The following is a 22802-nucleotide window of genomic DNA, read 5'->3' as shown; positions in this document are numbered from 1 at the left end:
GCCCGCCGGGTGCGGGAGCGCCGCTTCGCCCGCCGGGTGTCGAAGCGACGGCCCGGCCGCCGGGTGTCGGAGCGCCGGGTGTCACAGGCCGCGCAGCGCGCCGCCGTCGACCGGCACGGTGAGGCCGGTCAGGTAACTGGCGGCGGGGGAGAGCACGAACGCGGCCACCCGGCCGAACTCGGCCGGGTCGCCGAGGCGTCGCAACGGGATGCTCGCCTCCGCCTCGGCGCGGGCGCGCTCCGGGTCACCGGTGGCGGCGAACAGCTCCCGGTTGCGGTCGGTCAGGATCCGGCCGGGCAGCAGGCCCACCACCCGTACGCCACGCGGGCCGTAGTCGTCGGCGATGTCCTTGGCGACGCCGACCAGGCCGGGCCGCAGGCCGTTGGAGATGCCCAGGCCGGGCACCGGGCCGCGGGCCGAGGTGGAGAGCACCAGCCCGATCGCGCCCCCGTCGGGCAGCGCGGCGGCGACGGTGCGCGCCGCGCGGACGGTGCCCAGAAAGACGGTCTCGAAGGAGTGCCGCCACTGCTCGTCGGTGATCGACGCCGCATTACCGGCGGGTGGGCCACCGACCGAGATGAGCGCGCCGTCGATCCGGCCGAAGTGCTTCCGGGCCGCCGCGACGAGCCGCTCCGGGGTCTGCGGGTCGGCCAGGTCGGCGGTGACGCCGACCGCCCGGTCCGGGCCACCCAGCGCATCGGCGGCGGCGTCGACGGCGTCGGCGTCGCGGGCCGAGAGCACCACCCGCGCGCCGTCGGCGACCAGGCACTGCGCCGTCGCGTAGCCCAGGCCGCGGGAGGCGCCGGTGAGCACGTACACCCGGTCGGTCAGTCCGAGATCCATGTCGCCGATCCTGCCGCATCCGGCTCGGGCCCGCCAACGTGGGCGGGCGGACGCGCGGCGGGGCGCACCAGGCGTACCCAACCGGCGATCTGCACCGCGACGGCCCCGCCGGCGCGGGCCACGGCCGGCAGCCGGCGCGGACGCGGCGCTTGACGCCCGTCGTAGCGCAGGCCCGCCTCGCGGACGGCCAGCTCCTCGGCGCCGGCCGGCGGCAGCGCGTCGCGGTCGCGCAGCGCCCGGGCCAGGTCCCAGCCGTCGCGCAGGGACCCGGCGGTGGGGCGCTCGGCGGCCCAGTCGGCGAAGGTCGCCGGCCAGGCCGTGCCGAGGCCGGCGGCGAGCAGCGGCCAGTGCCGGGCGACCTCACCGGCCCGTTTGCGTCGCAGCGCCGCCCGGGTGGCGGCCAGCGGCCCGGCCGCGAAGCCCGCCGGCGGCGGACCTCCGGCGACCAGCGTCGCCACCAGCTCCGCCTGCCGCGCGGCGAGCCCGGCGCGGGGGTCGGTGCCCGTCACGTCACGGCCGGGAAGCCGGCGGCGGTGGCCAGGGCGTCCAGCTCGGCGCGCAGCTCGGCGGCCGGTGGGTAGCCGCCGTCGCGTTCCAGCAGGAGCGCCGGTGGCCGCTGCCGGGCGCAGAGCGCGCGGACCAGCTCCAGCACCTCCGGCGGCACCGGATCGGTGTGCGTGTCGTGGTAGAACCCGCCGTGCTCGGCCCCGCCGGCCACGTGCACGTAACCGATCCGGTCCAACGGCAGCCGGTCGAGCAGCGCGAGCGGGTCGCTGCCCCGGTTGCGGGCGTTGGCGTGCACGTTGGCGATGTCCAGCAGCAGCAGCGCGCCGGTGCGGTCGAGGATCTCGGTGAGGAAGTCCGCCTCGTCCAGCTCGTCGTCGGGCCAGTCGAACAGGGCGGCGATCGGCTCCAGCGCGATCGGCACGGGCAGCTCGGCCTGCGCCCGGGCCACGTTGGCGCAGACCGCGTCGACCGCCTCCCGGCTGCGCGGCAGCGGCAGCAGATGCCCGGCCTCCAGCCCGCCGGCCCGCACGAACGCGATGTGCTCGCTGACGAGCGGGGCGTCCATCCGCTGCGCGACGGCGGCCAGGTGGGCGACGCGGGCCGGGTCGACCGGCTCGGCGCCGCCGAGGGAGAGCCGCACCCCGTGCGGTACGACGGTCACGCCGCGCTCGGGCAGCTGCGCCAGCCCCGGCGGCAGCGGCCCGGTCGCCGGCACCGACTCGGCCACCACCTCGACGAAGCGCAACCCGGGCAGCTCGGCCACGAAACCGGCGATCTCGGGACGCCAGCCGATGCCGACGCCGTACGGGGCGGTCATCCGCCGCACCCACCGCCGCCGCATCCGCCGCCACCACCGCCACCGCCACCGCAGGAGCTGCCGCCGCCACACGAGCTGCCGGCGGTGCCCGATGACCCGGTGCTGGTGCCCGAGGACCAGCCGCTGCTGGCGATGGCCTGCCGCTGGATCTCGGCCTGCTCGGCGAAGCCCGGGTCGATCGCCCAGAGGGACGCGGTGCCGTACAGCGCCACGCCCATCGCCGCGCCCGCCGCGCCGTAGGTGGCGTACGCGGGGGACGAGGCGGGGGCCAGGTGGGTGTGCCGCTTGCGCAGGTCGCGCAGCGCGGCGCGACCGGCCCGGCTGGTCTGCGGCACCCGCCAGAGCAGCAGCACCGCCACCAGCACCCCGACCAGGGTGAGCAGCAGGTAGCCCACGGGCCGCCCGTTGGCCAGGCCGGCGAACAGCCGCACCACGCCGAGCACCAGCAGCGCGGCGAGGAGGAGCCTCCACTGTCGTGCGGAGGCCTGCTGCGCCTGGCTCACGCGCAGTCCCCGCCCTTCGAGGCTGACGCCGAGCTGGTCGAGCGCGGCGGCCACGCGCTGGTCCTGGGCGAGGTCCCGGGCCCGGGCGCCCTGGTGGGCGGCCCAGTGGATCGCCTGTTCCAGCGGGGTGAGCCCGGTCGGGGTCGGGCCGGTGGTGAAGAGGCGGCGATCCGGACCGACGTCGATCGCGCCGCTGCCCCGGAGGCCGCCCAGCGCGGCGTGCACCGCGAGGGCCGGCCCACCGTTGAGGTAGGCGACCTCCTGGGGACCGAGCGGCTCGGCGACGAGGGGTTCCGCGCCGGTGGCGAGGCGTACCCGGTGCAGCACCGCGAGGGCGACCACGACGGCGGCCGCCACGAGGTAGAGCCGGAGGAAGGTCGGGCCGGGGATGCCCCAGGTGTCGCCCGACGCGGCGTGGACGATCATCGGCTGCTCCTGTCGCCGGAGGGATCGGCGGCCCCATTGTGGAGCACGACCGCCACGGTCCCCGTCCCGGTGCGCGGCCGGGATTCAGCGGCGGCGGACGGCCTCCTCGACCAGGCGACGGTGCGGCCGGAGTTCAGCGGCGGCGGACGGCCTCTTCGACCAGGTCGAGCACCGGGCCCAGGTCGCCGGCCGGTCGGCCCATCGCCAGGTGCAGCACCAGGCCGTCGTAGGCCAGCTCCAGGAACTGGGCCAGCACGTCGATCGGTACGTCCTCGCGCAGCACCCCGGCGTCGCGTTGGCGGGCCAGCCGGTCGCGGGTCGCCTCGGCGATCGCGGCGGACCGTTCGGCCCAGCGCTTGGCGAACGCCGGGTCGGTGCGCAGCCGGCGGGAGACCTCCAGTTGACTGCCCAGCCAGCCGGTGGTGTCGGGGGAGACCGCGCGGGCCAGCAGATCGCGCATCACCTGCACCAGACCGTTGCGGGCCACCGTCTCGACCATGGCGGCGGCGTCGTCCTCCGCGACGGCGAGGAAGAGCGAGTCCTTGTCCCGGAAGTGGTGGAAGATGGCGCCCCGGGACAGCCCGGTGGCCTCCTCGAGGCGGCGGACGGTCGCCCCCTCGTAGCCGAGCCGCGCGAAACACGCCCGCGCGGCGGCGAGGATCTCCTGCCGGCGCGCGTCGAGCTGGTCCTGGCTTACTCTGGGCACACGTCGATCGTCGCAGGTCACCCCGGCCTATGCAAACCGTACGTACGGCTTGGTGCGGTGCCGTTTACCATCCTCCGGTGACCCCGCCTCACCCCACGCCCACCGCGGCGCTGACCGTCGCCACCGTCCAGGCCACCCCCGTACCCGGTGATGTCGCCGGCAACGCGACGGCCGCCGCCGAGTTGGTCCGTCAGGCCGCCGGACAGGGCGCCCGGGTGGTCGTCCTCCCCGAGCTGTACCTGTGCGCGTACCACCCGCCGACCCTCGCCGCCGACCCGGTCGGCACCGACGTCGTGGCCGACCCGGCCGGGGTGGTCGCCGACGGTCGGCTCGACCCGTTGCGCGCCGCGGCGCGGACGGCCGGGATCACCGTGGTGGTCGGGGCGGCGGCGCGGCACCCGGACGGTCGGCGCACCATCGCCGCCCTGGTGGTCGACCGCGCCGGCGCGATCCGGGTCGGGTACGACAAGCAGCAGCTGTGGGGCGACGAGCGCGAGCTGTTCAGCCCCGGCGGTCGGGGCGCCACGCTGCTGGTCGACGACTGGCGGCTCGGGTTGGGCATCTGCTACGACGGCTGCTTCCCCGAGCACGGCCGGGCCGCCGCGCTCGACGGCGCGCACGCCTACCTGTGCCCCAGCGGCTACCTGGCCGGCTCCGAGCACCGCCGGGACCTGTACTACGCCGCGCGGGCCCTGGACAACACGATGTTCGTGGTCTTCGCCAACGCGGTCGGCGGCGGCGACCCGTGGCGGTTCAACGGCGGCGCGGCGATCTACGACCCGCAGGGACGTACGCTCGCCCGGGGCGCTGACGAGGGCACGGCGGTGCTGGTGGCGACCCTCGATCCGGCCGCGCTCACGGCCACCCGGTCGGCCCATTCGATGCTCGCCGATCTGCTGCCGAGCCAGGGCGGCCCACGGGTGTCGCTGACCGGTTGAGCCCACCGTCAGGTCGACACCCGCGGGATCTGTTGGCGGACACGTCGGTCCCGTAGGGTGCCCGAGTGCCACTGCTCCTGCTGGACCTGGACAACACCCTGCTGGATCGGGCCGGGCCGTTCCGCCGCTGGGGTGAGCGCTTCCTGGACGGTATCGGCGCGCCCCCCACCGACATCGACTGGCTGCTCTCGATCGACGCGGACGGGTTGACCGACCGCTGGGACCTGGCCGACGCGATCCGGGACCGCTACGAGCTGCGGATCCCCTCGATCGACCTGGTGGAGGAGCTGCACGACGGAGTGGTGGCGCAGACCCGCCTCGATCCGCTGACCGCCTGCGCGCTGCGGATCGCCGACGACGCGGGCTGGGTGCCGGTGGTGGTCTGCAACGGCACCGTACGCGTCGAGGACGCCAAGATCCGCCGTACCGGCCTGGACCGGTACGTCGCCGACTGGGTGATCTCCGAGGAGGCCGGGGTCAGCAAGCCCAACCCGCGGATCTTCGCGCTCGCCGCGCAGCGGGTCCGGATGCCGCTGCGCGGCGCCTGGGTGGTCGGCGACAGCCCGGAGGCGGACATCGGCGGCGCTGCCGCCGTCGGGTTGCCCAGCGTCTGGCTGCACCGGGGACGGACCTGGTCGGACGTCCGGTTCGCGCCGAGCCGCACGGTGGACGGGCTGATCGCCGCGGTCGCCACGGTGCTCGCGAGCTGACGCGGTTCGCCGCCGCCGGACGCGGCGCGCACCGGCCGGGCGGCGGCAGCGGTAATTCGATTGACCGGCCGTCGGGGCGACGGCAGCATGGGCGGCGCATCGTGCACCCGGGCGTACGCCCGGTCGAGGAGAGGGGGTTGGTCATGGCCGTCTTCGCAGGTCGCTTCCAGCTGCCTAACTCAGCCTCGACCAAGGGAACCTCACCACAGTGCGCGATCATGACCTGCCGGCGCTGGAGCGCCGCAGCCGCGGCAAGAGCCGCTTCGACGACGACGAACCGCAGTTTCTGAAGCGCGGGCGGCCCACCGAGCCGCTCGCCGACCCCGACGGCGATCCTGACCCGGCCACCGGCGAACGCTGGTCGTCGTGGGACGACGCCGTGCACGGCCCTGCGCCGCATCCGCAGTGGCTGGTCACCGAGCTGGCCGCCAAGGACACCGAACTGGGTGTGTTGAAGACCGGTAAGGAGGCGGACGTCCACCTGGTCCGCCGGGCGGTACCGGACACGGACCGCTCCTGCCTGCTGGCGGTCAAGCGATACCGGGACGCCGAGCACCGGCTGTTCCACCGCGACGCCGGCTACCTGGAGGGGCGCCGGGTGCGGCGGTCCCGGGAGAACCGGGCGATGGCCGGCCGGACGGCCTTCGGCCGGCAGATGATCGCCGGGCAGTGGGCGGCGGCCGAGTTCGCCGCGCTGGCCCGGCTCTGGGAGATCGGCGCCGGGCACGACCGGATCGCCGTGCCGTACCCCGTGCAGTTGCGGGGCACCGAACTGATGTTGGAGTTCGTCGGCGACGCCGAGTCGGGGCTGGCCGCGCCCCGACTGGCCCAGCTGCGGCCCGGCCCGGCCGAGCTGCGCGACCTGTGGGGTCAGCTGGTCGAGGCGCTGCGCGTGCTGGCCCGGGCCGGCTACGCCCACGGCGACCTGTCGCCGTACAACCTGCTCGTGCACTCCGGGCGGCTGGTCGTGATCGATCTGCCGCAGGTGGTCGACGTGGTGGCGAACCCGCAGGGGCCCGAGTTCCTGGCCCGCGACGTGCGGGTGGTCAGCGCCTGGTTCGTGGCCCGGGGGCTGGGCGCCGAGCAGGTCGACCCCGGTGCTCTGACGGGGGAGCTGCTGCGGGAGGCGGGCATCCGCTGACCGGAGCGGGTCGGGCGGCCCGAGCGGCCGCCCGACCCGCCCGTACCCGTCACTGCAGGTAGCGCTCGACCTCGGGCTTGGGGCGTTCGCCCTGGGAGTCCGGGTCGCCGTGGGTGGTTCGGGCGGCCCGACGGCGGCGTAGCAGGTCCCAGCACTGGTCGAGGGACTCCTCCAGGGCGCGCAGCCGCTCGCTGGCCTCGCCCTCGGTGCCCGACTCGTGGGCCTGGGCGTCCGCGCGCAGCCGGTGTTCCTCGTCGACCAGCTCGGAGATCCGGTTCAGGATGGTCTTGTCGTCCATGCCACAGAGCCTGGCACAGGGTGCCCGACATCGCCCGGATTCGCAGGTACCGGTGCGTCCTGGCGCGCCCGCGCCGCCCGCCCTCTGGGATCGCCCGGGTGCGACCCGGCGGGCGGGCCCGCTGGCCGAGCAGCCCACGGACCCGCCGTCCCGTGGGCTCGCCGGCGGCTGCGACCTCAACGTGCACGGGTGCGACCTGCATCGGTGCCGCATCCTGACTATCCACTCAGGACTCAGGCCGGCCATCGCCATCGATGTCCGTTGGGCGTGTCGGTGGAATCTCACCGGTCACAGGTCTAGAGGTGCCCCCGAATTGGTGAGATGCTTCCGTCGCCCAGAAGGTGAAAGTTCCACAGTCCCGACCGGCCGAAGTGGACAACCCAGGCCGGCGGAACGACGAGGAGACGTTGCATGTCCCAGGTGTCCGATGCCGGCCCCACCCCCGTCAGCACCGAACCCCGGATGATCCCGCTCCGTCGCGCCCTGCCCGCGCTGGTCCGCGACCCGCTCGGCGCGCTGGTCGGCTTCGCGGACGCCGCTGGCGGCGAGGTCGTCCGGCTGAACCTCGGCTCGTTCCGCCCCTACCTCGTCAGTCACCCGGAGCACCTGCAACGCGTGCTGAGGGACAACGTTGCCAACTACACCCGCGACGGCGACGGACTGCTGTGGCGGCCGGTCCGCCGGATCGTCGGCGACGCCATCCTGGTCGCCGAGGGCGAGATCTGGGAGTCCAGCCGCGGCGCGCTGCAACCGCTGTTCACCGCGAAGCGGGCCGAGACGCTCGTCGACCGGATGGCCGAGGCGATCAACGAGGCCGTCGACGAGTGGCTGGAGCCCGCCCGCGACGGCCGCCCGATCGACGGCGGCGCCGAGCTGACCCGGATCGTGCTGCGGACCACCATGCGGGTGCTCTTCGCCGACCGCATCTCCGTGCCGGACGCGCTGCGGATCAGCGCCGCGCTGGACACCGTCACCACCGCGATGCTCCCGCGCCTGCTGGTGCCCTTCGTGCCGTACGCGGTGCCGATGCCCGGCGACCGACGCTTCTCCGAGGCCGTGCGGACCATCGACGAGGTGGTGCTGCCGATCATCCGGGAGGCCCGGGCCCGGCCCACCGACGGCGACGACATCATCTCCACCCTCTGCCGGCCGCGCGCCGACGGCAGCGAACCGGACGAGTACGCGATCCGCGGCGACGTGGTGGCGATGTTCTCCACCGCCACCGAGACCACCATCGCCCTGCTCTCCTGGCTGTGGCCGGTGCTGGCCTCCCGGCCCGACGTGGCCGAGCGGATGACCGACGAGATCGAGCAGGTGGTCGGCGCGGAACGGGTCGGCCGCGAGCACCTGCCGCAGTTGCGCTACGGCCGCATGGTGCTCGACGAGATGCTGCGGCTCTACCCGGCCGGCTGGATGATCCCCCGGACCGCGGTCGGCGACGACGTGCTGGGCGGTGTGCGGATCAAGGCCGGTGGCACGGTGCTGGTCAGCCCGTACGTCACCCAGCGGATGTCGACGTTCTGGAACGACCCGACGCTGTTCGACCCGGAGCGCTTCGCGCCGGAGAAGCCCCGGCGGCGCTACCGCTACTCCTACTTCCCGTTCGGCGGCGGCCCGCACCAGTGCCTCGGGCAGTACCTGTTCCTGCTGGAGGCGCAGCTCATCGTCAGCACCGTGCTGAGTCGCTACCGCTTCCGACTGCGCGAGCCCGTCGGCCTGACACCCCGGCTCGGCGCCTCGCTGCAACCCAAGCAGCGGGCCGAGCTGATCGTCACTCCGGTCGAGCGGCCGGTCGTGTCATGACCGGGGTCCCGTGGCCGGTGCAGGCCGGGCCCGACGCGGTCGCCGAGCAGGGCCGGGTGTGCGCGCTCGCCGTGCGTGGCGTCCGCGACCTGCAGGGCGTCACCGCCGCCCACCCGGAACTCTTCGACGCCGCGCCGTTCGACGCCGCGCTGCTCAGCTCGGTGGCCACCGCGATCGCGTTCACCGCGCCCTGGCACACCGCCGCCGAACTGCGGATCACCACCCGTACCCTGCTCTGGGTCTTCGCCGCCGACTGGCAGGTCGACTACCTCGCCCGGTCCGCCGACGACGTCCGGGCGATCGTGACCGACTGCCTGGCGGTCGCCGACGGCGCCGCGCCCCCGCCGGGCCGGCACCTGGCGCGGCTGCTGGCCGACCTGCGCGACGAGTTGGCGAGCGTCCCGGCGTTCACGCGGCTGCGCCCGATCTGGCGCGACGAGCTGGCGCGGATGCTCGCCGCCGTGTCGCGTGAGTGGGACTGGAAGAACCTGCCGACCGACCCGACCACCGGGCGGCGCCTGCCGGACCTGGACCGCTATCTGGACAACGCCGACAACCTCGCCTGCTCCTTCGTCAACGTCACGCACTGGATCGCCACCGGGGACGAGCGGACCCTCGCCCAGTTGACCGACCTGCTGGACGCCGGACGTGGCGTGCAGCGGGTGCTGCGGTTGGTCAACGACCTCGCCACGCACGGGCGGGACGCCGAGTGGGGTGATCTGAACGCCCTGCTGCTTGTCGACGACCCGGCGCGGGTGCACGCCCGGCTCGCCGAGCTGACTACCCGGTCTCGCGGCGACCTGGCCGCCCTCGCCGAACGCTGCCCCCGCCAGGCGGACTACCTGCACCGGCAGATCTCCTTCACGGGTGGCTTCTACCAGCTGTCGGACTTCTGGGGGGCACGCGGTGAGTGAGGGCTCCCCGCGCGTACTGGCCGAGCCGGCCACCGACGCCGCGCGCGAGCTGATCGCCGGCCTCGCGCTGCGGCCGTGGGGGCAGGTCGCCGCCTCGGTGTACGAGAGCGGCCGGCTCGTCGCCGGTGCGGCCTGGCTGCCGGGACACCACCAGCGGATCGGGTTCCTGCTGCGCGAGCAGCGCCCGGACGGCGCGTGGGGCCCGCCCGAGGGGTACGCCCTGGTGCCCACGCTCAGCGCCACCGACGCTCTGCTCGCCGCGCTGGCCGACGGCGGGTGGTCCGGGCCGGACCTGCTCGCCCCGGTGGCGCGCGGGCTCGACGCGCTCACCGGCCGGCTGCTCGCCACGCACGCGCGGGCGTTGCCGGACACCCCGGCGCTGGACCTCATCGTCCCCGCGCTGGTCGAGTCGATCAACGACCGGCTGACCCGGCTGGACCGGGCGACCGCCGACCGGCTGCCCCACCCGCCGCTGACCCTGCCACCGGGGCTCGGCCCCGACCGGTTGCGCGCGGTACGGGCCGCGGTGGCCGCCGGGGCGGCGCTGCCGACCAAGCTGGCCCACTTCTACGAGGTGCTGGACGCGACACCGGCCGACGCCGGGCCGACGCTCACCGCCGTCGGCGCCTCACCCGCTGCGACCGCCGCCTGGCTGACCGCCGCCGGCCCGGACGCCGGCCCCGCCGCGCACGCCTTCCTGCGGGAGTTGATCCGCGAGGGCGACGGGCCGGTGCCCTGCCCGGCCCCGATCACCGTCTTCGAGCGGGCCTGGGTGCTCGGCGGGCTGCGCCGCGCCGGTGTCGCGGTCAACCCGCCGGCGACCGTGCTGCGCACCCTGGCCGCCGCCACCGCCGCCGAGGGCGTCGCCACCGGCGAGGGCCTGCCGACCGACGCCGACACCACCTCGGTCACGCTGGACGCGCTGGCCCGGCTCGGCCATCCCGCCGACCCGGCCAGCCTGTGGGCGTACGAGATGGCAGACGGTTTCTGCACCTGGCCGGGGAGCGAGGACGGCTTCTCGGTCACCACCAACGCGCACGTGCTGGACGCGTTCGGCCAGCACGTGGCCGCGCACCTCGGCGCGGACACGCGCTACCACCGGGCGATCGAGCGGCTCAGCATCATGCTGCCGGCACACCAGCTCGCCGACGGCCCCTGGCAGGACCGGTGGCACGCCTCGCCGTACTACGCCACGGCCTGCTGCGTGCTGGCCCTGGCGGAGTTCGGTCGCGGCGGCGTGGCGGCCGAGGCGGTGGACCGGGCGGCCCGTTGGGTGCTGGACAGCCAACGCGCCGACGGCTCGTGGGGGCGGTGGGGCGGAACGGCCGAGGAGACCGCGTACGCCCTGCAGGTGCTGCTGGCCGCACCGACCGGAGCGCCCCGGGTCGACGACGCGGTGGCGCGCGGCCACGCCTACCTGCACCGGCCGTCCGGTCGGGTCGACCCTCCACTGTGGTACGGCAAGGAGCTGTACTGTCCTACCGCGATCGTCCGCGCGGCGGTGCTGGCCGCCTGCCGGTTGGCCTCCGTCCATCTGGCGGATGCCGACCGTTCGGTGGTGGATTGTGGTTACGCGGCAACAAAAACAACAACTTGAGGGGTTGTGTGGACACTGCTAGCGTACGCAGAGCCTCAGCCCCGTTCGCCCCGCCGTGGCGGGACGTCGTCTGCCATGATCACCCGTTGATGAGCTGAGTCAACCCCGGCCTGGGACGGTTCAATGCGTTCTCGCGGTACGAGTATCCGCACCAAGGTTGTCGCCCTGCTGCTCTCCCTGGTCGCGCTCTGGATGTTCGCGGCATGGGTGACCCTGCGGGACGGTTTCAACCTGCTCGGTGTCCAGCTGCTCAACAGCAGGGTCTACACGCCCAGTGAGCCGTTGCTGCAGGAGCTCCAGTTGGAGCGGCGGCTGACCCAGGCGTACCTGAGCAACCCCGACGCCGAGCAGCGCGCGACGCTGGAGGCCGAGCAGGGCAAGGCCGCGCGGTTGGCCGAGGACTTCGCTGCCTCGGTCCGCAACTGGCAGGTCGACGTGGCCGGCAGCTCGGCGCTCGACGCCCAGCTGGACGCCACGATCGCGCAGGTCGACGGGCTGAAGCAGACCCGCGCCGACGTGCTCGCCCGCAAGGTGGACCGGATCTCCGCCGCCGACGCCTACACCGACGCGATCGAATCGATCTTTCGGATCTACGACGTCACGGGCAGCCTGGACGACAAGGAGATCGCCGCCGACGCGGCGGCCCTGATCCAGCTCAACCGGATGAAGGAGCTGATCTCCCAGGAGGACGCGCTGCTCAGCGGCCTCTTCGGCAACGGCCGGATCAGCGGCCCGGAGTACGCCCGCTACGTCAGCCTGGTCGGCGCCGAGCGGTTCCTCGGCGAGGAGACCCGGGCCCGGCTCGCCGACGCCGACCAGCGCCGCTACCGGCAGCTCGTCGAGGGCGAGGCGTTCACCCGGCTACGCGCCGTACAGGACAGCATCATCCGCGAGGGCCGGCCGGCCACCCAACTGCCGGTCAGCGCCGAGCAGTGGCGCGGCACCGTCGAGCCGGCGCTGGCCGAGGTGAACGACGCCGTAACCGACGGCGGCGAGGGCATCGTCGGCCGGGCCACCGGCGTGGCCGTGATGGTCGTCGTCCGGCTGGTGCTCGCCACCGGCCTGGGCCTGCTCGCCGTCATCGCCTCGGTCGTCGTCTCCATCACCACGGCCCGGACCCTCCTGCGCCAGCTCGAACGGCTGCGGCAGGCCGCCTGGCAGCTCGCCGACGAGCGGCTGCCCCGGGTGGTCGAGCGGCTCGGTCGCGGCGAGGAGGTCGACGTCGCCACCGAGGCGCCCCCGCTGGAGTTCGGCACCGACGAGATCGGCCAGGTCGGCAAGGCGTTCAACGCCGTCCAGGAGACCGCCCTGAGCACCGCCGTCGAGCAGGCCGAGCTGCGCCGCAACGTCCGCGAGGTGTTCCTCAGCCTGGCCCGGCGTACGCAGGCGCTGGTGCACCGCCAGCTCACCCTGCTCGACGCGATGGAGCGGCGTGAACACGACGCGGAGGAGTTGGAGGACCTGTTCCGGGTCGACCACCTGGCCACCCGGATGCGGCGTAACGCGGAGAACCTGATCGTGCTGTCCGGCTCCACCCCGGGCCGGGCCTGGCGGCGCAACGTCCCCATGGTGGACGTGGTGCGCGGCGCGGTCGCCGAGGTGGAGGACTACACCCGGGTCAACGTGCTGCCGCTCGGGCCCGTCTCGCTCGCCGGCCGGGCGGTCGGCGACATCATCCACCTGCTCGCCGAGCTGATCGAGAACGGCCTGTCGTTCTCACCGCCGCACACCACCGTCGAGGTCCGTGGCCAGCTCGTGGCCAACGGGTTCGCCATCGAGATCGAGGACCGGGGCCTCGGCATGAGCGAGGAGGACCTGGCCGCGGCGAACCACCGCATCGTCGACCAGTCCGAGCTGAACCTCGCCAACGCCGCCCGACTCGGCCTCTACGTGGTGAGCCGGCTGACCGAGCGGCACGGCGTGCGGGTCCGGCTCAAGGAGTCGGCGTACGGCGGCACCACCGCCGTCGTGCTCATCCCGCTGGACTTGGTCACCTCGAACGGGACCGCCCCGGAGACCTCCGGCGCGTTGCCGGTCGGGCCGACGGCCATCGCGCTGCCCTCGGGGCCGCCCGCCGGCGGTCCCGCCGACGGCGGCCGTTCCGCCAGCCTCTCGTCGGTCGCGGTGGCCGCCGCGGCGACGGACACGAGCGGTCCGGGCGCGGCGCAGCCGGTGACCCCCGGCGCCCCGGTGCCGGCCGAGAGCAGCACCCCGACCGAGCAGCAGGTGGACGGAACCGACACCGACGTCGTACTCCCCACCCGGCAGCGCACGACCCTGGGCGCCTCGGCGGCGGAGCTGCCCACCCGGTCCCGGCGTGGCCTGGGCCAGCCGGCCCTGGAGGGCCCGACGGTGCCCACCGGCCTGCCCGCGGTGGACCGGGGCGGCCCGAGCGGCGGCGGCAGCGAGCCGGGCGGCGAGGGCGAGCCGGGCGGCGAGGGCGGGCCGATTCCGGCGCGGGCCGAGACAGACCGGACCGGCTCGGGCCTGCCGGTCCGCGTTCGCCAGGCGAACATCGTTCCCGAGCTGCGCGACGACCCGGCGGCGGCAACCGAGTCCGACGAGGAGGACGTGGCACGGCCGCCGGAGCAGGTACGCCGGATGATGAGCTCGTATCAGACCGGCACCCGGCGCGGTCGGACCGACGCGGCGCGACTGCTCGGTGGCGCGTCCGACGCCTCGTCGAGCGGCACGTCCGAGCCGACCGACGAGGAACCACAAGCCACCTGACCGAGCGCCGGTGCTGCGGGTTCCCGCGCGGTGTGACGGTCAAGCCCAAGACGAATACGGCGCAACTGCCGGGCGAGAAGAGGACGACGAAGTGGCCCAGAAGACGGCTTCGAGTGCCGACCTGACGTGGTTGCTGGATGATCTGGTGGGCCGGGTGAAGCAGGCCGAGCATGCGGTCGCGCTCTCCACCGACGGGCTGTTGATGGCTTCCTCACAGGGGTTGAGCCGCGACGACGGCGAGCACCTCGCGGCGATGGCGGCCGGCATCCAGAGCCTGGCCCGGGGCGCCGGCAAGCGCTTCGGCGGTGGGCAGGTGCAGCAGACCATCATCGAGATGCAGTCGTCGTTCCTGTTCGTCACAGCCGCCGGCCGCAACGCCTGCCTGGCTGTTCTCGCCAGCGAGGACGCCGACGTCGGTCTCATCGCGTACGAGATGGCGATGCTCGTCACCCGGGTCGGCAAGTACGTGGCCTCCCCGTCGCGGAGCGCCGAACAGTCGGCTGGCGAGAGGTAACGGCCATGACGGTGCAGGGGGAGTCCGCAGAGCATCAGTGGGTGGATGACCATGCGGGCCCGGTGGTGCGCCCGTACGCGGTGACACGCGGGCGTGCCCGTCCGGTCACCGGCACGTTCGACCTGATCTCCCTGGTCACCGCGACCCGTGCCGACGTGACGCCGGAGGTGGGTCTCGGTCCCGAGCACCTGGCGATCGTCGGCCTGTGCCAGCGAATACAGTCCGTCGCCGAGATCGCCGCCCACCTCGACCTGCCGGTGGGGACCATCCGGGTGCTCCTCGGCGATCTGGCGGCCCGCAACCTCGTGCAGGTACGCGAACCGCAGACCACGGCCGGTCTTCCCGACAACAGCATCTTCGAGGCGGTAATCAATGGACTACGGGCACTCTGAGCGGCCGGCGGGAGCGACGCCACTGCCCACCGCGATCAAGATCCTGGTCGCCGGTGGTTTCGGCGTGGGCAAGACCACCATGGTCGGCGCGGTGAGCGAGACCCGGCCGTTGCGCACCGAGGAGGTGCTGACCGAGACCGGCGTCGGCATCGACGACCTGTCCGGGGTGGAGGGTAAGACCACCACCACCGTGGCGATGGACTTCGGTCGGATCACCATCAGCGACGACCTGGTGCTCTACCTGTTCGGCACACCGGGGCAGGACCGGTTCTGGTTCGTCTGGGACGAGCTGGCGCTGGGCGCGATCGGCGCGGTGGTGCTTGCCGACACGCGCCGGTTGGCCGACTGCTTCCCGTCGATCGACTACTTCGAGGGTCGGGGCACCCCGTTCGTGGTGGCGGTGAACTGCTTCGAGGGCGCCCGCCAGTACCGGCTCGACGAGGTGCAGACCGCGTTGAACCTGGACCCGGGCGTGCCGGTGCTGCTCTGCGACGCCCGTCAGCGCGAGTCCAGCAAGGAGGTGCTCGTGACCCTCATGGAGCACGCCATGAAGACCCGCGAGGCTCGCCGGCGCGCCGCCAGCGGGGACTGACCGACGGTCGGGGCAATTTTCCGGGCACCCGTGTCCGGATCGGCCCCGGCCGTTCGTCATGCTGGCGACACCCGGAAAACCCGAGGGAGCGCCAGATGAAGTTCATGATGTTCGTTTGCAGCGACACCGCACCGGACACCGACCCGACCGAGCTGCCCGACATCCACACGTGGGTGGCCGACAACGACACCCGCGGCCGTCGCCTCACCGGCAACGTGCTGGCGCCGACCACGGCGGCCACCACCGTCCGGGTCCGCGACGGCGAACTGCTCGTCTCCGAGGGGCCGTTCGCCGAGACCACGGAGGTCATCGTGGGCTTCGACCTGCTCGACTGCGCGGATCTCGACGAGGCGATCGAGGTGGCGCGTACCCACCCGATGGCGCGGGAGGGGCGGCTGGAACTGCGCCCGTTCGGTGCCCTGTCGGACTGATCGGATGGCTCGCACCGACACCACGACCGGTGCGCCCGACGACGTCGGCGCGGCCGTGGCGGCGCAGGCCGTCGCGGCCGCTGGCGTCGACGCGTACCCCCGGATCGTCGCGACCCTGATCCGGGTGACCGGGGACTGGGCGTTGGCCGAGGACTGCGCGCAGGAGGCCCTGGCCGTCGCGCTGGAGCGCTGGCCCGGCGACGGCGTGCCGGCGAACCCCGGCGCCTGGCTGCTGACCGTCGCCCGCAACCGCGCGATCGACGTGCTGCGCCGGACCGCCGTCGAGCGCCGCAAGCTGCACGAACTGGCGGTCCTCGCGCCGGACGACGCGTGGCCCGAGACCCCGGCGGGGGAGGACGTGGTGGACGACCGGCTGCGGCTCATCTTCACCTGCTGCCATCCCGCGCTCGCGATCGAGGCTCGGGTGGCGTTGACCCTGCGGAGCGTCTGCGGGGTGCCGACCGCCGACATCGCCCGGCTCCTGCTGGTCAGTGAGTCGACGATGACCCGCCGGCTGACCCGCGCCCGGACCCGCATCGCGCAGGCCGGCATCCCGTACCGGGTGCCGAGCGGGCCGGCGCTGGCCGAGCGGCTGCCCGGGGTGCTCGCCGTGCTGTACCTGCTGTTCACCCGGGGCTACGTCGTCGACGGCGAGCCGGCCTTCGCCGACGAGGCGGTCCGGCTGGCCCGGCTGCTCGACCGGTTGATGCCGGAGCAGTCCGAGGTGGCCGCGCTGCTGGCGCTGCTGCTGTTCCAGCACTCCCGCCGGGACGCCCGTCGCGACGCCGCAGGCAACCTGCTCACCCTTGAGCGGCAGGATCGCGCGCGGTGGGACCGCGCAGCCATCGCCGAGGGCCAGGCCGCCCTTGCTCGGGTACGCCACGACGGGCCGTACGCGTGGCAGGCCCGGATCGCCGCCTGCCACGCCACCGCGCCGTCCGCGGAGGCCACCGACTGGCCGACGATCGCGCGGGCCTACGACGCGCTGGCCGACATCCGGCCCTCACCGGTGATCGCGCTCAACCGCGCGGTCGCGCACGGCTACGCGTACGGGCCGTACGCCGGATTGGGCCTGCTCGACGCGGCGCAGGCCGGGGGAGGGCTGGACGGTAACCCGCTCGCCGTGGCGGTGCGGGCCGATCTGGTCGCCCGGCAGGGTGACCGGCTGCGGGCCGCCGCGCTGTTCCGGGAGGCCGCCGGGATGGCCGGCTCGGCCGCCGAGCGCCGTGCTCTGCTCGACCGGGCGGACGACCTCGCGAGGTAGCCGGATCCTCCGGGTCAGCCGCGCTTGGCCAGCACCAGGAAGCGGGTCCAGGCCGCCGGGTCGAAGGCGAGCGTCGGACCGGCCGGGTCCTTGGAGTCGCGTACGCCGATGACGCCCGCGAGGTTGTCGGCCACCTCGACGCAGTCGCCGCCGTTGTTGCCACTCTTGCTGCTCTTGCGCCACCGAGCGCCGGTCAGGTCCATGATGCTGCCGCTTCTCTGATGAGGTTAAGGGACTGCGCACGAGACAGGGCTGCATCGCGGATGCGCTCCCACCGTCGGTCCAGCGTAGCAACGTCGGCCGCCTTGTCGATGAGCTGCGCTTGCGCCTGACTGTCGACGTGGGCGACCCGCGCCCCGTCCGGCATCTCGGCCACGGTGAACGGCCCACCGAGGCCCGGATACATGCCGACGTCGGCGGGCACGACGAACAGCGACACGTTCGGCAGAGCGGCCAGTTCGGCCAGCCGCTCGCACTGCTCACGCATCATGGCCCGATCGCCGTCGATGGTGCGCCGGAGGATTCCCTCGTCCAGGACCGCGACGATGAGCGGCGGGCGTTCCCGGCGCAGGATGGCCTGCCGGCTCAGCCGCGCCTCGGCGAGATTGTCGGCTTCGGCCGGTGTCAGCGCCTCGCCGACCAGCGTCGCCAGCGCGTACGCCTTCGTCTGAAGCAGGCCCGGTATCCACGCGAGCTGAAACGACCGCAGCGACAGCGCCTCGCGCTCGATCTCGGCCCAGGGTCGGAACCAGGCCGGCGTTCGACGCTTCAGCGCGTCCGGCCACAGCTCCTCGACGTTCCGACCGAGCAGCTCGGCGACCCGGGCACGATGACGAGTCTGGGGAATTCGATCCCTGCTCGCCCACTTTGCCGCCGTCTTCGGATCGACACCAATCTGAGCAGCGAGACTGTCCGCTGTGTAGCCCTTTTCGACCATGGCCGCCTGTACGGCTCGATTCATCTCCGCACTCTCCAGAACGTTCCAGACGTCGGAGGTAAATACTTCTACGCGGTGTAATTGTTTGGCAACCCTCGGCAGGGTGCTGTGTAGACAGCATCGACGAGGGAGCGCAGGATGCCCGAGGAAAAGCCGCGAGAGCACGCGAAGCCGACCGTCGGTCCGTTGCCGTCCCGGCCGAAGCAGCCGCGCAAGAGCGCGCCCCGCCCCATCGAGCGGCTCATTCCTCCGCACCGTGGTTCCGGTCGCGCCGCCAACGTCGTACCCGAATCACGCTGGCGACCCCGGTGCGGCCCGCCGGTCGGGCACACCGCCGACGGTCCCCTCTGGATGTGCGACGCCTGCGGGCGGGACTGGCCCTGCCCGGCGCTGCGAGCGACCCCGACGGACGCTGCTCGCCGCGCGACCCTTATCCCCGAGTTCTCCCGGATCACCCGGCGGGCGATCCGGGACCTGCGCGGCCAGCCGGGCGGCCCCGATCCGGTGGCCATCGTTCGCCGTTTCCTCTGGTTCCTGCCCCTCACCGACGAAGAGGCCCGCGCGGTCGCGCTGCGACTGCGCTGAGCGGGACCTGGTCCGGATCCTTCGCTGGCCGTACCACGTTCTTGCCCTTTGCTCTGCTTCAACGGGCGCAACGGCACCGCACGGTCAGTGTTGCGCCGAGTGAAGCAGAGCAAAGGGCGCGAGACAGCTACCCGGGGCATGGGAAGGCAGAGACGGGGAAGGGCCGCTCCCCGCCAGCGCGGGAAGCGGCCCTTCGCAAATGTCGTACGCGATCAGTTGGCGATCATGCGGCGCAGCACGTACTGCAGGATGCCGCCGTGGCGGTAGTAGTCCGCCTCACCCGGGGTGTCGATCCGCACCACGGCCTCGAACTCCACGCCGGTGTCGGTCGTGACCGTCACCGTACGCGGGGTGTCGCCGTCGTTCAGGGCGGTCACACCGGTGATGGTGAACATCTCGGTGCCGGTCAGGCCGAGCGACTCGGCGGTGACGTCCACCGGGAACTGCAGCGGCAGCACGCCCATGCCGATGAGGTTGGAGCGGTGGATCCGCTCGTACGACTCGGCGATGACCGCCCGCACGCCCAGCAGCATGGTGCCCTTGGCCGCCCAGTCCCGCGACGAGCCCGACCCGTACTCCTTGCCGGCAAGGATGACCAGCGGGATGCCGGCCTCCTGGTAGGCCATCGAGGCGTCGTAGATGGAGGTCTGCTCGCCGGTGAGGTGGTTGACGGTGAAGCCGCCCTCCACCCCGGGCACCAGCTGGTTGCGCAGCCGGATGTTGGCGAAGGTGCCTCGGATCATCACCTCGTGGTTGCCCCGGCGGGAGCCGTACGAGTTGAACTCGTGGCGCGGCACGCCGTGCTCGGCGAGGTACGTGCCGGCGGGGGAGTCGGCCTTGATCGAGCCGGCCGGCGAGATGTGGTCGGTGGTCACCGAGTCACCCAGCTTGGCCAGCACCCGCGCGCCCGAGATGTCGACGACCGGGCTCGGCTCCTGCTGCATGCCCTCGAAGTACGGGGGCTTGCGCACGTAGGTCGAGTCGCTGTCCCAGGCGAAGGTGTCGCCGGTCGGGGTGGGCAGCGACTGCCACCGCTCGTCGCCGGCGAAGACGTCGGCGTACGCGGCGCTGAACCCGGTCGCGCCGATCGCCTGGGCGATGACGTCCTGGATCTCGGCGCTGTTCGGCCAGATCTCGCGCAGGAAGACCGGGTTGCCGTCGCTGTCCTCACCGATCGGCTCGTTGGCCAGGTCGATGTCCATCGTGCCGGCGAGGGCGTACGCGACGACCAGCGGCGGGGACGCCAGGTAGTTCATCTTGACGTCCGGGTTGATCCGGCCCTCGAAGTTCCGGTTGCCGGAGAGCACCGAGACGACCGACAGGTCGTGCTCGTTGACCGCCGCCGACACCTCCTCGGGCAGCGGGCCCGAGTTGCCGATGCAGGTGGTGCAGCCGTACCCGACCAGGTTGAAGCCGAGCTTGTCCAGGTAGGGGGTGAGGCCGGCCCGCTCGTAGTAGTCCATGACGACCTTGGAACCCGGGGCGAGGGTGGTCTTCACCCACGGCTTGCGGGTCAGGCCCTTCTCCACGGCGTTGCGGGCCAGGAGCGCGGCACCGATCATCACCTGCGGGTTGGACGTGTTGGTGCAGGAGGTGATCGCCGCGATCACCACGGCGCCGTGGTCCAGCTCGTACTCGACGCCGTCGGCGCCGGTGACCCGGATCGGGTTGGTGGCCCGGCCGCCCGCGCCCACCGCCGCGGTCTCCAGGTCGCGCGGCTCGTCGGCCGGGTCGCTGAACTCGTTGGCGGGCGGGTCGCTGGCCGGGAACGACTCGGCGCTGGCCTCGTCGGCCGGCCCGTTCGCGCCGCGCGGCAGCTCCTCGCGGGGCACACCCGGCTTGAGGTCACGCTCAACGTCGGATTCCTCGGCGACGTAGTCGGTCAGCGCCGAGCGGAACAGCGTCTTGGCGGCGCCCAGCGGCACCCGGTCCTGCGGACGCTTCGGGCCAGCGAGCGACGGCTCGATGGAGCCCAGGTCCAGCTCCAGGCGCTCCGAGTAGTCCGGCTCCGCCTTCGGGTCGTGCCAGAGGCCCTGCTCCTTGGCGTACGCCTCGACGAGCGCGACCTGCGCGGCGTCGCGGCCGGTCAGCTCCAGGTAGCGGATCGTCTCGCCGTCGATCGGGAAGATCGCGACGGTGGAGCCGTACTCCGGGGACATGTTGCCGATGGTGGCCCGGTTGGCCAGCGGCACGGCGCTCACGCCGGGGCCGTAGAACTCGACGAACTTGCCGACCACGCCGTGCTTGCGCAGCATCTCGGTGATGGTGAGCACCAGGTCGGTGGCGGTGGTGCCGGCCGGCATCTCGCCGGACAGCTTGAAGCCCACCACGCGCGGGATCAGCATGCTGACCGGCTGGCCGAGCATCGCGGCCTCGGCCTCGATGCCGCCGACGCCCCAGCCCAGCACGCCCAGGCCGTTGACCATCGTGGTGTGCGAGTCGGTGCCGACCACAGTGTCCGGGTACGCTTGGCCGTTGCGCTCCATGATGGTGCGGGCCAGGTACTCGATGTTGACCTGGTGCACGATGCCGGTGCCCGGGGGGACGACCTTGAACTCGTTGAACGCGGTCTGGCCCCAGCGCAGGAACTGGTAGCGCTCCCTGTTGCGCTCGTACTCCAGCTCGACGTTGCGGGCGAACGCGTCCTCGCGACCGAACAGGTCGGCGATCACCGAGTGGTCGATGACCAGCTCGGCGGGGGCGAGGGGGTTGACCTTGGTGGCGTCGCCGCCCAGCTCACGTACCGCCTCGCGCATGGTGGCCAGGTCGACCACGCACGGCACGCCGGTGAAGTCCTGCATGAGCACCCGCGCCGGGGTGAACTGGATCTCCACGCTCGGGTCGGCGGTCGGGTCCCACCCGCCGAGCTGGCGGATGTGGTCGGCGGTGATGTTCGCGCCGTCCTCGGTCCGCAGCAGGTTCTCCAGGAGGATCTTCAGGCTGTACGGCAGCCGATCGTGGCCGTCCACCTTGTCGATCTTGAAAATCTCGTAGCTCGCGTCTCCGACGCGTAGCTGGGTCTTCGCACCGAAGGTGTCGAGGCTCGCCACGTCGTACTCCTTCACACCAGCGACCGTGAGTAGTCCTGAGCAGTGTGTCGCACCGACCGGGGTGCCGCCGAGGTTAGGTGACACTTACCGACGATTCCGCTCTCAAACAAAACCGTACGTCCGTCTTGCTAGTTTCGCAACTCGGCGCACGGTTCGCCCATCCCTCCATCCCTAGCCTCCTAGGATGGATAGGGGGTGTGCGCGTGGCCGCACCGCCCGCCGCCGGGTCTTCGTCGAGGGGCCGGCCGGGCAGGCCGCCGCGGGTAGGGTTCGAGGTCCGGTCGGAGGAGGGTCAACCGTGTTCGACGTCCAGCACTGGCTCGTGTCGCTGCCGCCGATCGCGGTCTACCTGCTCGTCGCCGGGGTGATCGGCGTGGAGAGCATGGGGGTACCCCTGCCCGGTGAGATCGTCCTGGTCAGCTCGGCCCTGCTCGCGGCCACCGGAGTGGTGGAGCCGGAGTGGGTGGCCACGGCCGCCGCTACCGGAGCGATCGTGGGCGACTCCATCGGGTACGCGGTGGGTCGCCGCGGCGGCCGCCCGCTGCTGGCCCGGCTGGGCCGACGCTTCCCCCGCCATCTCGGCCCCGCCCAGCTAGCCCGGGCCGAGCAGAGCTTCGCCCGGCACGGCGTCTGGGCGGTGTTCTTCGGCCGGTTCGTGGCGCTGCTGCGGATCCTGGCCGGCCCGCTCGCCGGGGCACTGCACGTGCCGTACCGGCGGTTCCTCCTGGCCAACGCCGCCGGCGGGCTGGTGTGGGCGTTCGGCACCACGTACCTGCTGTTCACCGTCGGCCGGGCCGCCGAGCACTGGCTCAAGGACATCTCCTGGGCCGGCCTGGTCCTCGCGGTGCTCGCAGGGCTGGCCAGCACGTGGTGGCTACGCCGACGGGCCCACCGCGTGAGTGCGGCCGAGCCGGCGCAGTCCGCGGAGCCGGCCCGCACCGGCAGGGATCGCTGACCCGGGGCATGCCGAAAGGGCCGGGCCCCGTGGTGGGGTCCGGCCCTTGTCGGTGGTGGTGCTGGGGTGGGGTCAGCTGGTGGCGTAGCCGCGGGTGGCGATCCAGTCGGCGAGGTGCTCGACGGTGATGTCGTAGGAGGCGGTGTTCG

Annotated in this window: 23 protein-coding genes; 14 read left to right on the top strand and 9 right to left on the bottom strand. The window is 73.3% G+C overall.

The window, feature by feature from the left end; translation table 11 throughout:
- Positions 1-81: 81 nt before the first annotated feature.
- The 5 genes from ACFYPH_RS29030 to ACFYPH_RS29010 all read right to left on the bottom strand — a co-directional run bounded on the left by ACFYPH_RS29030 (position 82) and on the right by ACFYPH_RS29010 (position 3802).
- Positions 82-843 carry an SDR family oxidoreductase gene (locus ACFYPH_RS29030; RefSeq protein WP_363936009.1) on the bottom strand — a complete coding sequence of 254 codons (762 nt, stop codon included), beginning with the start codon at positions 841-843 and terminating at the stop codon, positions 82-84.
- Entirely contained in the window at positions 828-1352 is a 525-nt protein-coding gene (locus tag ACFYPH_RS29025; protein WP_387186226.1) for a hypothetical protein, read from the bottom strand. Before ACFYPH_RS29025 ends, ACFYPH_RS29030 begins: the two co-directional genes overlap by 16 nt.
- A complete protein-coding gene (locus ACFYPH_RS29020; protein ID WP_354861741.1) occupies positions 1349-2167 on the bottom strand; it encodes a DUF692 domain-containing protein in 819 nt (272 codons plus the stop codon). The genes ACFYPH_RS29025 and ACFYPH_RS29020 overlap by 4 nt, the downstream gene beginning before the upstream one ends.
- Complete coding sequence (locus ACFYPH_RS29015; RefSeq protein ID WP_387186223.1) at positions 2164-3096, bottom strand: TIGR04222 domain-containing membrane protein; 933 nt, start codon at positions 3094-3096, stop codon at positions 2164-2166. The genes ACFYPH_RS29020 and ACFYPH_RS29015 overlap by 4 nt, the downstream gene beginning before the upstream one ends.
- Before the next feature lie 133 nt (positions 3097-3229).
- Positions 3230-3802 (bottom strand): TetR/AcrR family transcriptional regulator, encoded by a 573-nt coding sequence (locus ACFYPH_RS29010; protein ID WP_234591495.1) that lies wholly within the window; start codon positions 3800-3802, stop codon positions 3230-3232.
- A gap of 77 nt (positions 3803-3879) precedes the next feature.
- Between ACFYPH_RS29010 and ACFYPH_RS29005 the strand changes: the two genes are divergently transcribed.
- From ACFYPH_RS29005 to ACFYPH_RS28995, 3 genes are all read left to right on the top strand, one after another.
- Positions 3880-4740 carry a carbon-nitrogen hydrolase family protein gene (locus ACFYPH_RS29005; RefSeq protein ID WP_355067633.1) on the top strand — a complete coding sequence of 287 codons (861 nt, stop codon included), beginning with the start codon at positions 3880-3882 and terminating at the stop codon, positions 4738-4740.
- 65 nt (positions 4741-4805) lie between these two features.
- Positions 4806-5450, top strand: coding sequence for an HAD family hydrolase (locus ACFYPH_RS29000; protein ID WP_354829501.1), 645 nt, complete (start codon positions 4806-4808; stop codon positions 5448-5450).
- Between the two features lie 208 nt (positions 5451-5658).
- Positions 5659-6591 carry an RIO1 family regulatory kinase/ATPase gene (locus ACFYPH_RS28995; RefSeq protein ID WP_354861745.1) on the top strand — a complete coding sequence of 311 codons (933 nt, stop codon included), beginning with the start codon at positions 5659-5661 and terminating at the stop codon, positions 6589-6591.
- 49 nt (positions 6592-6640) lie between these two features.
- Here the strand turns inward: ACFYPH_RS28995 and ACFYPH_RS28990 are convergent, their stop codons facing one another.
- Positions 6641-6889 carry a DUF2630 family protein gene (locus ACFYPH_RS28990; RefSeq protein ID WP_354861771.1) on the bottom strand — a complete coding sequence of 83 codons (249 nt, stop codon included), beginning with the start codon at positions 6887-6889 and terminating at the stop codon, positions 6641-6643.
- A gap of 465 nt (positions 6890-7354) precedes the next feature.
- Here ACFYPH_RS28990 and ACFYPH_RS28985 point away from each other — a divergent pair, with 465 nt between their 5' ends.
- The 9 genes from ACFYPH_RS28985 to ACFYPH_RS28945 all read left to right on the top strand — a co-directional run bounded on the left by ACFYPH_RS28985 (position 7355) and on the right by ACFYPH_RS28945 (position 17126).
- Complete coding sequence (locus ACFYPH_RS28985) at positions 7355-8692, top strand: cytochrome P450 (protein ID WP_354861786.1); 1338 nt, start codon at positions 7355-7357, stop codon at positions 8690-8692.
- The gene (locus ACFYPH_RS28980; RefSeq protein WP_363936001.1) at positions 8689-9606 is read left to right on the top strand and encodes a terpene synthase family protein; all 918 of its coding nucleotides are present in this window, start codon (positions 8689-8691) and stop codon (positions 9604-9606) included. Before ACFYPH_RS28985 ends, ACFYPH_RS28980 begins: the two co-directional genes overlap by 4 nt.
- The gene (locus ACFYPH_RS28975) at positions 9599-11203 is read left to right on the top strand and encodes a prenyltransferase/squalene oxidase repeat-containing protein (RefSeq protein ID WP_387186216.1); all 1605 of its coding nucleotides are present in this window, start codon (positions 9599-9601) and stop codon (positions 11201-11203) included. The genes ACFYPH_RS28980 and ACFYPH_RS28975 overlap by 8 nt, the downstream gene beginning before the upstream one ends.
- 123 nt (positions 11204-11326) lie before the next feature.
- The gene (locus ACFYPH_RS28970) at positions 11327-13933 is read left to right on the top strand and encodes a nitrate- and nitrite sensing domain-containing protein (RefSeq protein ID WP_387186213.1); all 2607 of its coding nucleotides are present in this window, start codon (positions 11327-11329) and stop codon (positions 13931-13933) included.
- A gap of 91 nt (positions 13934-14024) precedes the next feature.
- Positions 14025-14447 (top strand): roadblock/LC7 domain-containing protein, encoded by a 423-nt coding sequence (locus tag ACFYPH_RS28965; RefSeq protein WP_354861787.1) that lies wholly within the window; start codon positions 14025-14027, stop codon positions 14445-14447.
- 5 nt (positions 14448-14452) lie between these two features.
- Positions 14453-14839, top strand: coding sequence for a DUF742 domain-containing protein (locus ACFYPH_RS28960; protein WP_007462630.1), 387 nt, complete (start codon positions 14453-14455; stop codon positions 14837-14839).
- Entirely contained in the window at positions 14820-15431 is a 612-nt protein-coding gene (locus tag ACFYPH_RS28955; RefSeq protein ID WP_354861778.1) for an ATP/GTP-binding protein, read from the top strand. Before ACFYPH_RS28960 ends, ACFYPH_RS28955 begins: the two co-directional genes overlap by 20 nt.
- Before the next feature lie 104 nt (positions 15432-15535).
- Positions 15536-15862, top strand: coding sequence for a YciI family protein (locus ACFYPH_RS28950; protein WP_354861789.1), 327 nt, complete (start codon positions 15536-15538; stop codon positions 15860-15862).
- A 4-nt stretch (positions 15863-15866) separates the two neighbouring features.
- Positions 15867-17126, top strand: coding sequence for an RNA polymerase sigma factor (locus tag ACFYPH_RS28945; RefSeq protein ID WP_387186210.1), 1260 nt, complete (start codon positions 15867-15869; stop codon positions 17124-17126).
- Between the two features lie 14 nt (positions 17127-17140).
- On the opposite strand, the gene ACFYPH_RS28940 is transcribed toward ACFYPH_RS28945, so the two are convergent.
- Both ACFYPH_RS28940 and ACFYPH_RS28935 read right to left on the bottom strand, forming a co-directional pair.
- Positions 17141-17329 carry a DUF397 domain-containing protein gene (locus tag ACFYPH_RS28940; protein ID WP_210917330.1) on the bottom strand — a complete coding sequence of 63 codons (189 nt, stop codon included), beginning with the start codon at positions 17327-17329 and terminating at the stop codon, positions 17141-17143.
- Entirely contained in the window at positions 17320-18087 is a 768-nt protein-coding gene (locus ACFYPH_RS28935) for a helix-turn-helix transcriptional regulator (protein ID WP_363935990.1), read from the bottom strand. Before ACFYPH_RS28935 ends, ACFYPH_RS28940 begins: the two co-directional genes overlap by 10 nt.
- A 114-nt stretch (positions 18088-18201) precedes the next feature.
- On the opposite strand from ACFYPH_RS28935, the gene ACFYPH_RS28930 reads away from it, so the two are divergent.
- Complete coding sequence (locus tag ACFYPH_RS28930) at positions 18202-18648, top strand: hypothetical protein (protein WP_387186207.1); 447 nt, start codon at positions 18202-18204, stop codon at positions 18646-18648.
- Between the two features lie 212 nt (positions 18649-18860).
- On the opposite strand, the gene ACFYPH_RS28925 is transcribed toward ACFYPH_RS28930, so the two are convergent.
- Positions 18861-21713, bottom strand: coding sequence for an aconitate hydratase (locus ACFYPH_RS28925; protein WP_387186204.1), 2853 nt, complete (start codon positions 21711-21713; stop codon positions 18861-18863).
- Between the two features lie 283 nt (positions 21714-21996).
- Here ACFYPH_RS28925 and ACFYPH_RS28920 point away from each other — a divergent pair, with 283 nt between their 5' ends.
- On the top strand, positions 21997-22653 hold the full coding sequence (locus ACFYPH_RS28920) for a DedA family protein (RefSeq protein WP_363942367.1): 657 nt from the start codon (positions 21997-21999) through the stop codon (positions 22651-22653).
- Positions 22654-22802: the final 149 nt, after the last annotated feature.

Source organism: Micromonospora sp. NPDC005252 (assembly GCF_042872475.1).
Classification (GTDB): domain Bacteria; phylum Actinomycetota; class Actinomycetes; order Mycobacteriales; family Micromonosporaceae; genus Micromonospora.
Note: the sequence above shows the minus strand (reverse complement) of the source record. Positions and strands in the feature narration are given on the sequence as shown.

Coding starts and splice junctions, on each gene's coding strand:
- ACFYPH_RS29020 (WP_354861741.1), bottom strand. CDS start 2,167: ATGACCGCCCCGTACGGCGTCGGCATCGGCTGGCGTCCCGAGATCGCC.
- ACFYPH_RS29030 (WP_363936009.1), bottom strand. CDS start 843: ATGGATCTCGGACTGACCGACCGGGTGTACGTGCTCACCGGCGCCTCC.
- ACFYPH_RS28990 (WP_354861771.1), bottom strand. CDS start 6,889: ATGGACGACAAGACCATCCTGAACCGGATCTCCGAGCTGGTCGACGAG.
- ACFYPH_RS28945 (WP_387186210.1), top strand. CDS start 15,867: ATGGCTCGCACCGACACCACGACCGGTGCGCCCGACGACGTCGGCGCG.
- ACFYPH_RS28940 (WP_210917330.1), bottom strand. CDS start 17,329: ATGGACCTGACCGGCGCTCGGTGGCGCAAGAGCAGCAAGAGTGGCAAC.
- ACFYPH_RS29015 (WP_387186223.1), bottom strand. CDS start 3,096: ATGATCGTCCACGCCGCGTCGGGCGACACCTGGGGCATCCCCGGCCCG.
- ACFYPH_RS28960 (WP_007462630.1), top strand. CDS start 14,453: ATGACGGTGCAGGGGGAGTCCGCAGAGCATCAGTGGGTGGATGACCAT.
- ACFYPH_RS28930 (WP_387186207.1), top strand. CDS start 18,202: ATGCCCGAGGAAAAGCCGCGAGAGCACGCGAAGCCGACCGTCGGTCCG.
- ACFYPH_RS28950 (WP_354861789.1), top strand. CDS start 15,536: ATGATGTTCGTTTGCAGCGACACCGCACCGGACACCGACCCGACCGAG.
- ACFYPH_RS28970 (WP_387186213.1), top strand. CDS start 11,327: ATGCGTTCTCGCGGTACGAGTATCCGCACCAAGGTTGTCGCCCTGCTG.
- ACFYPH_RS28955 (WP_354861778.1), top strand. CDS start 14,820: ATGGACTACGGGCACTCTGAGCGGCCGGCGGGAGCGACGCCACTGCCC.
- ACFYPH_RS28980 (WP_363936001.1), top strand. CDS start 8,689: ATGACCGGGGTCCCGTGGCCGGTGCAGGCCGGGCCCGACGCGGTCGCC.
- ACFYPH_RS28935 (WP_363935990.1), bottom strand. CDS start 18,087: ATGAATCGAGCCGTACAGGCGGCCATGGTCGAAAAGGGCTACACAGCG.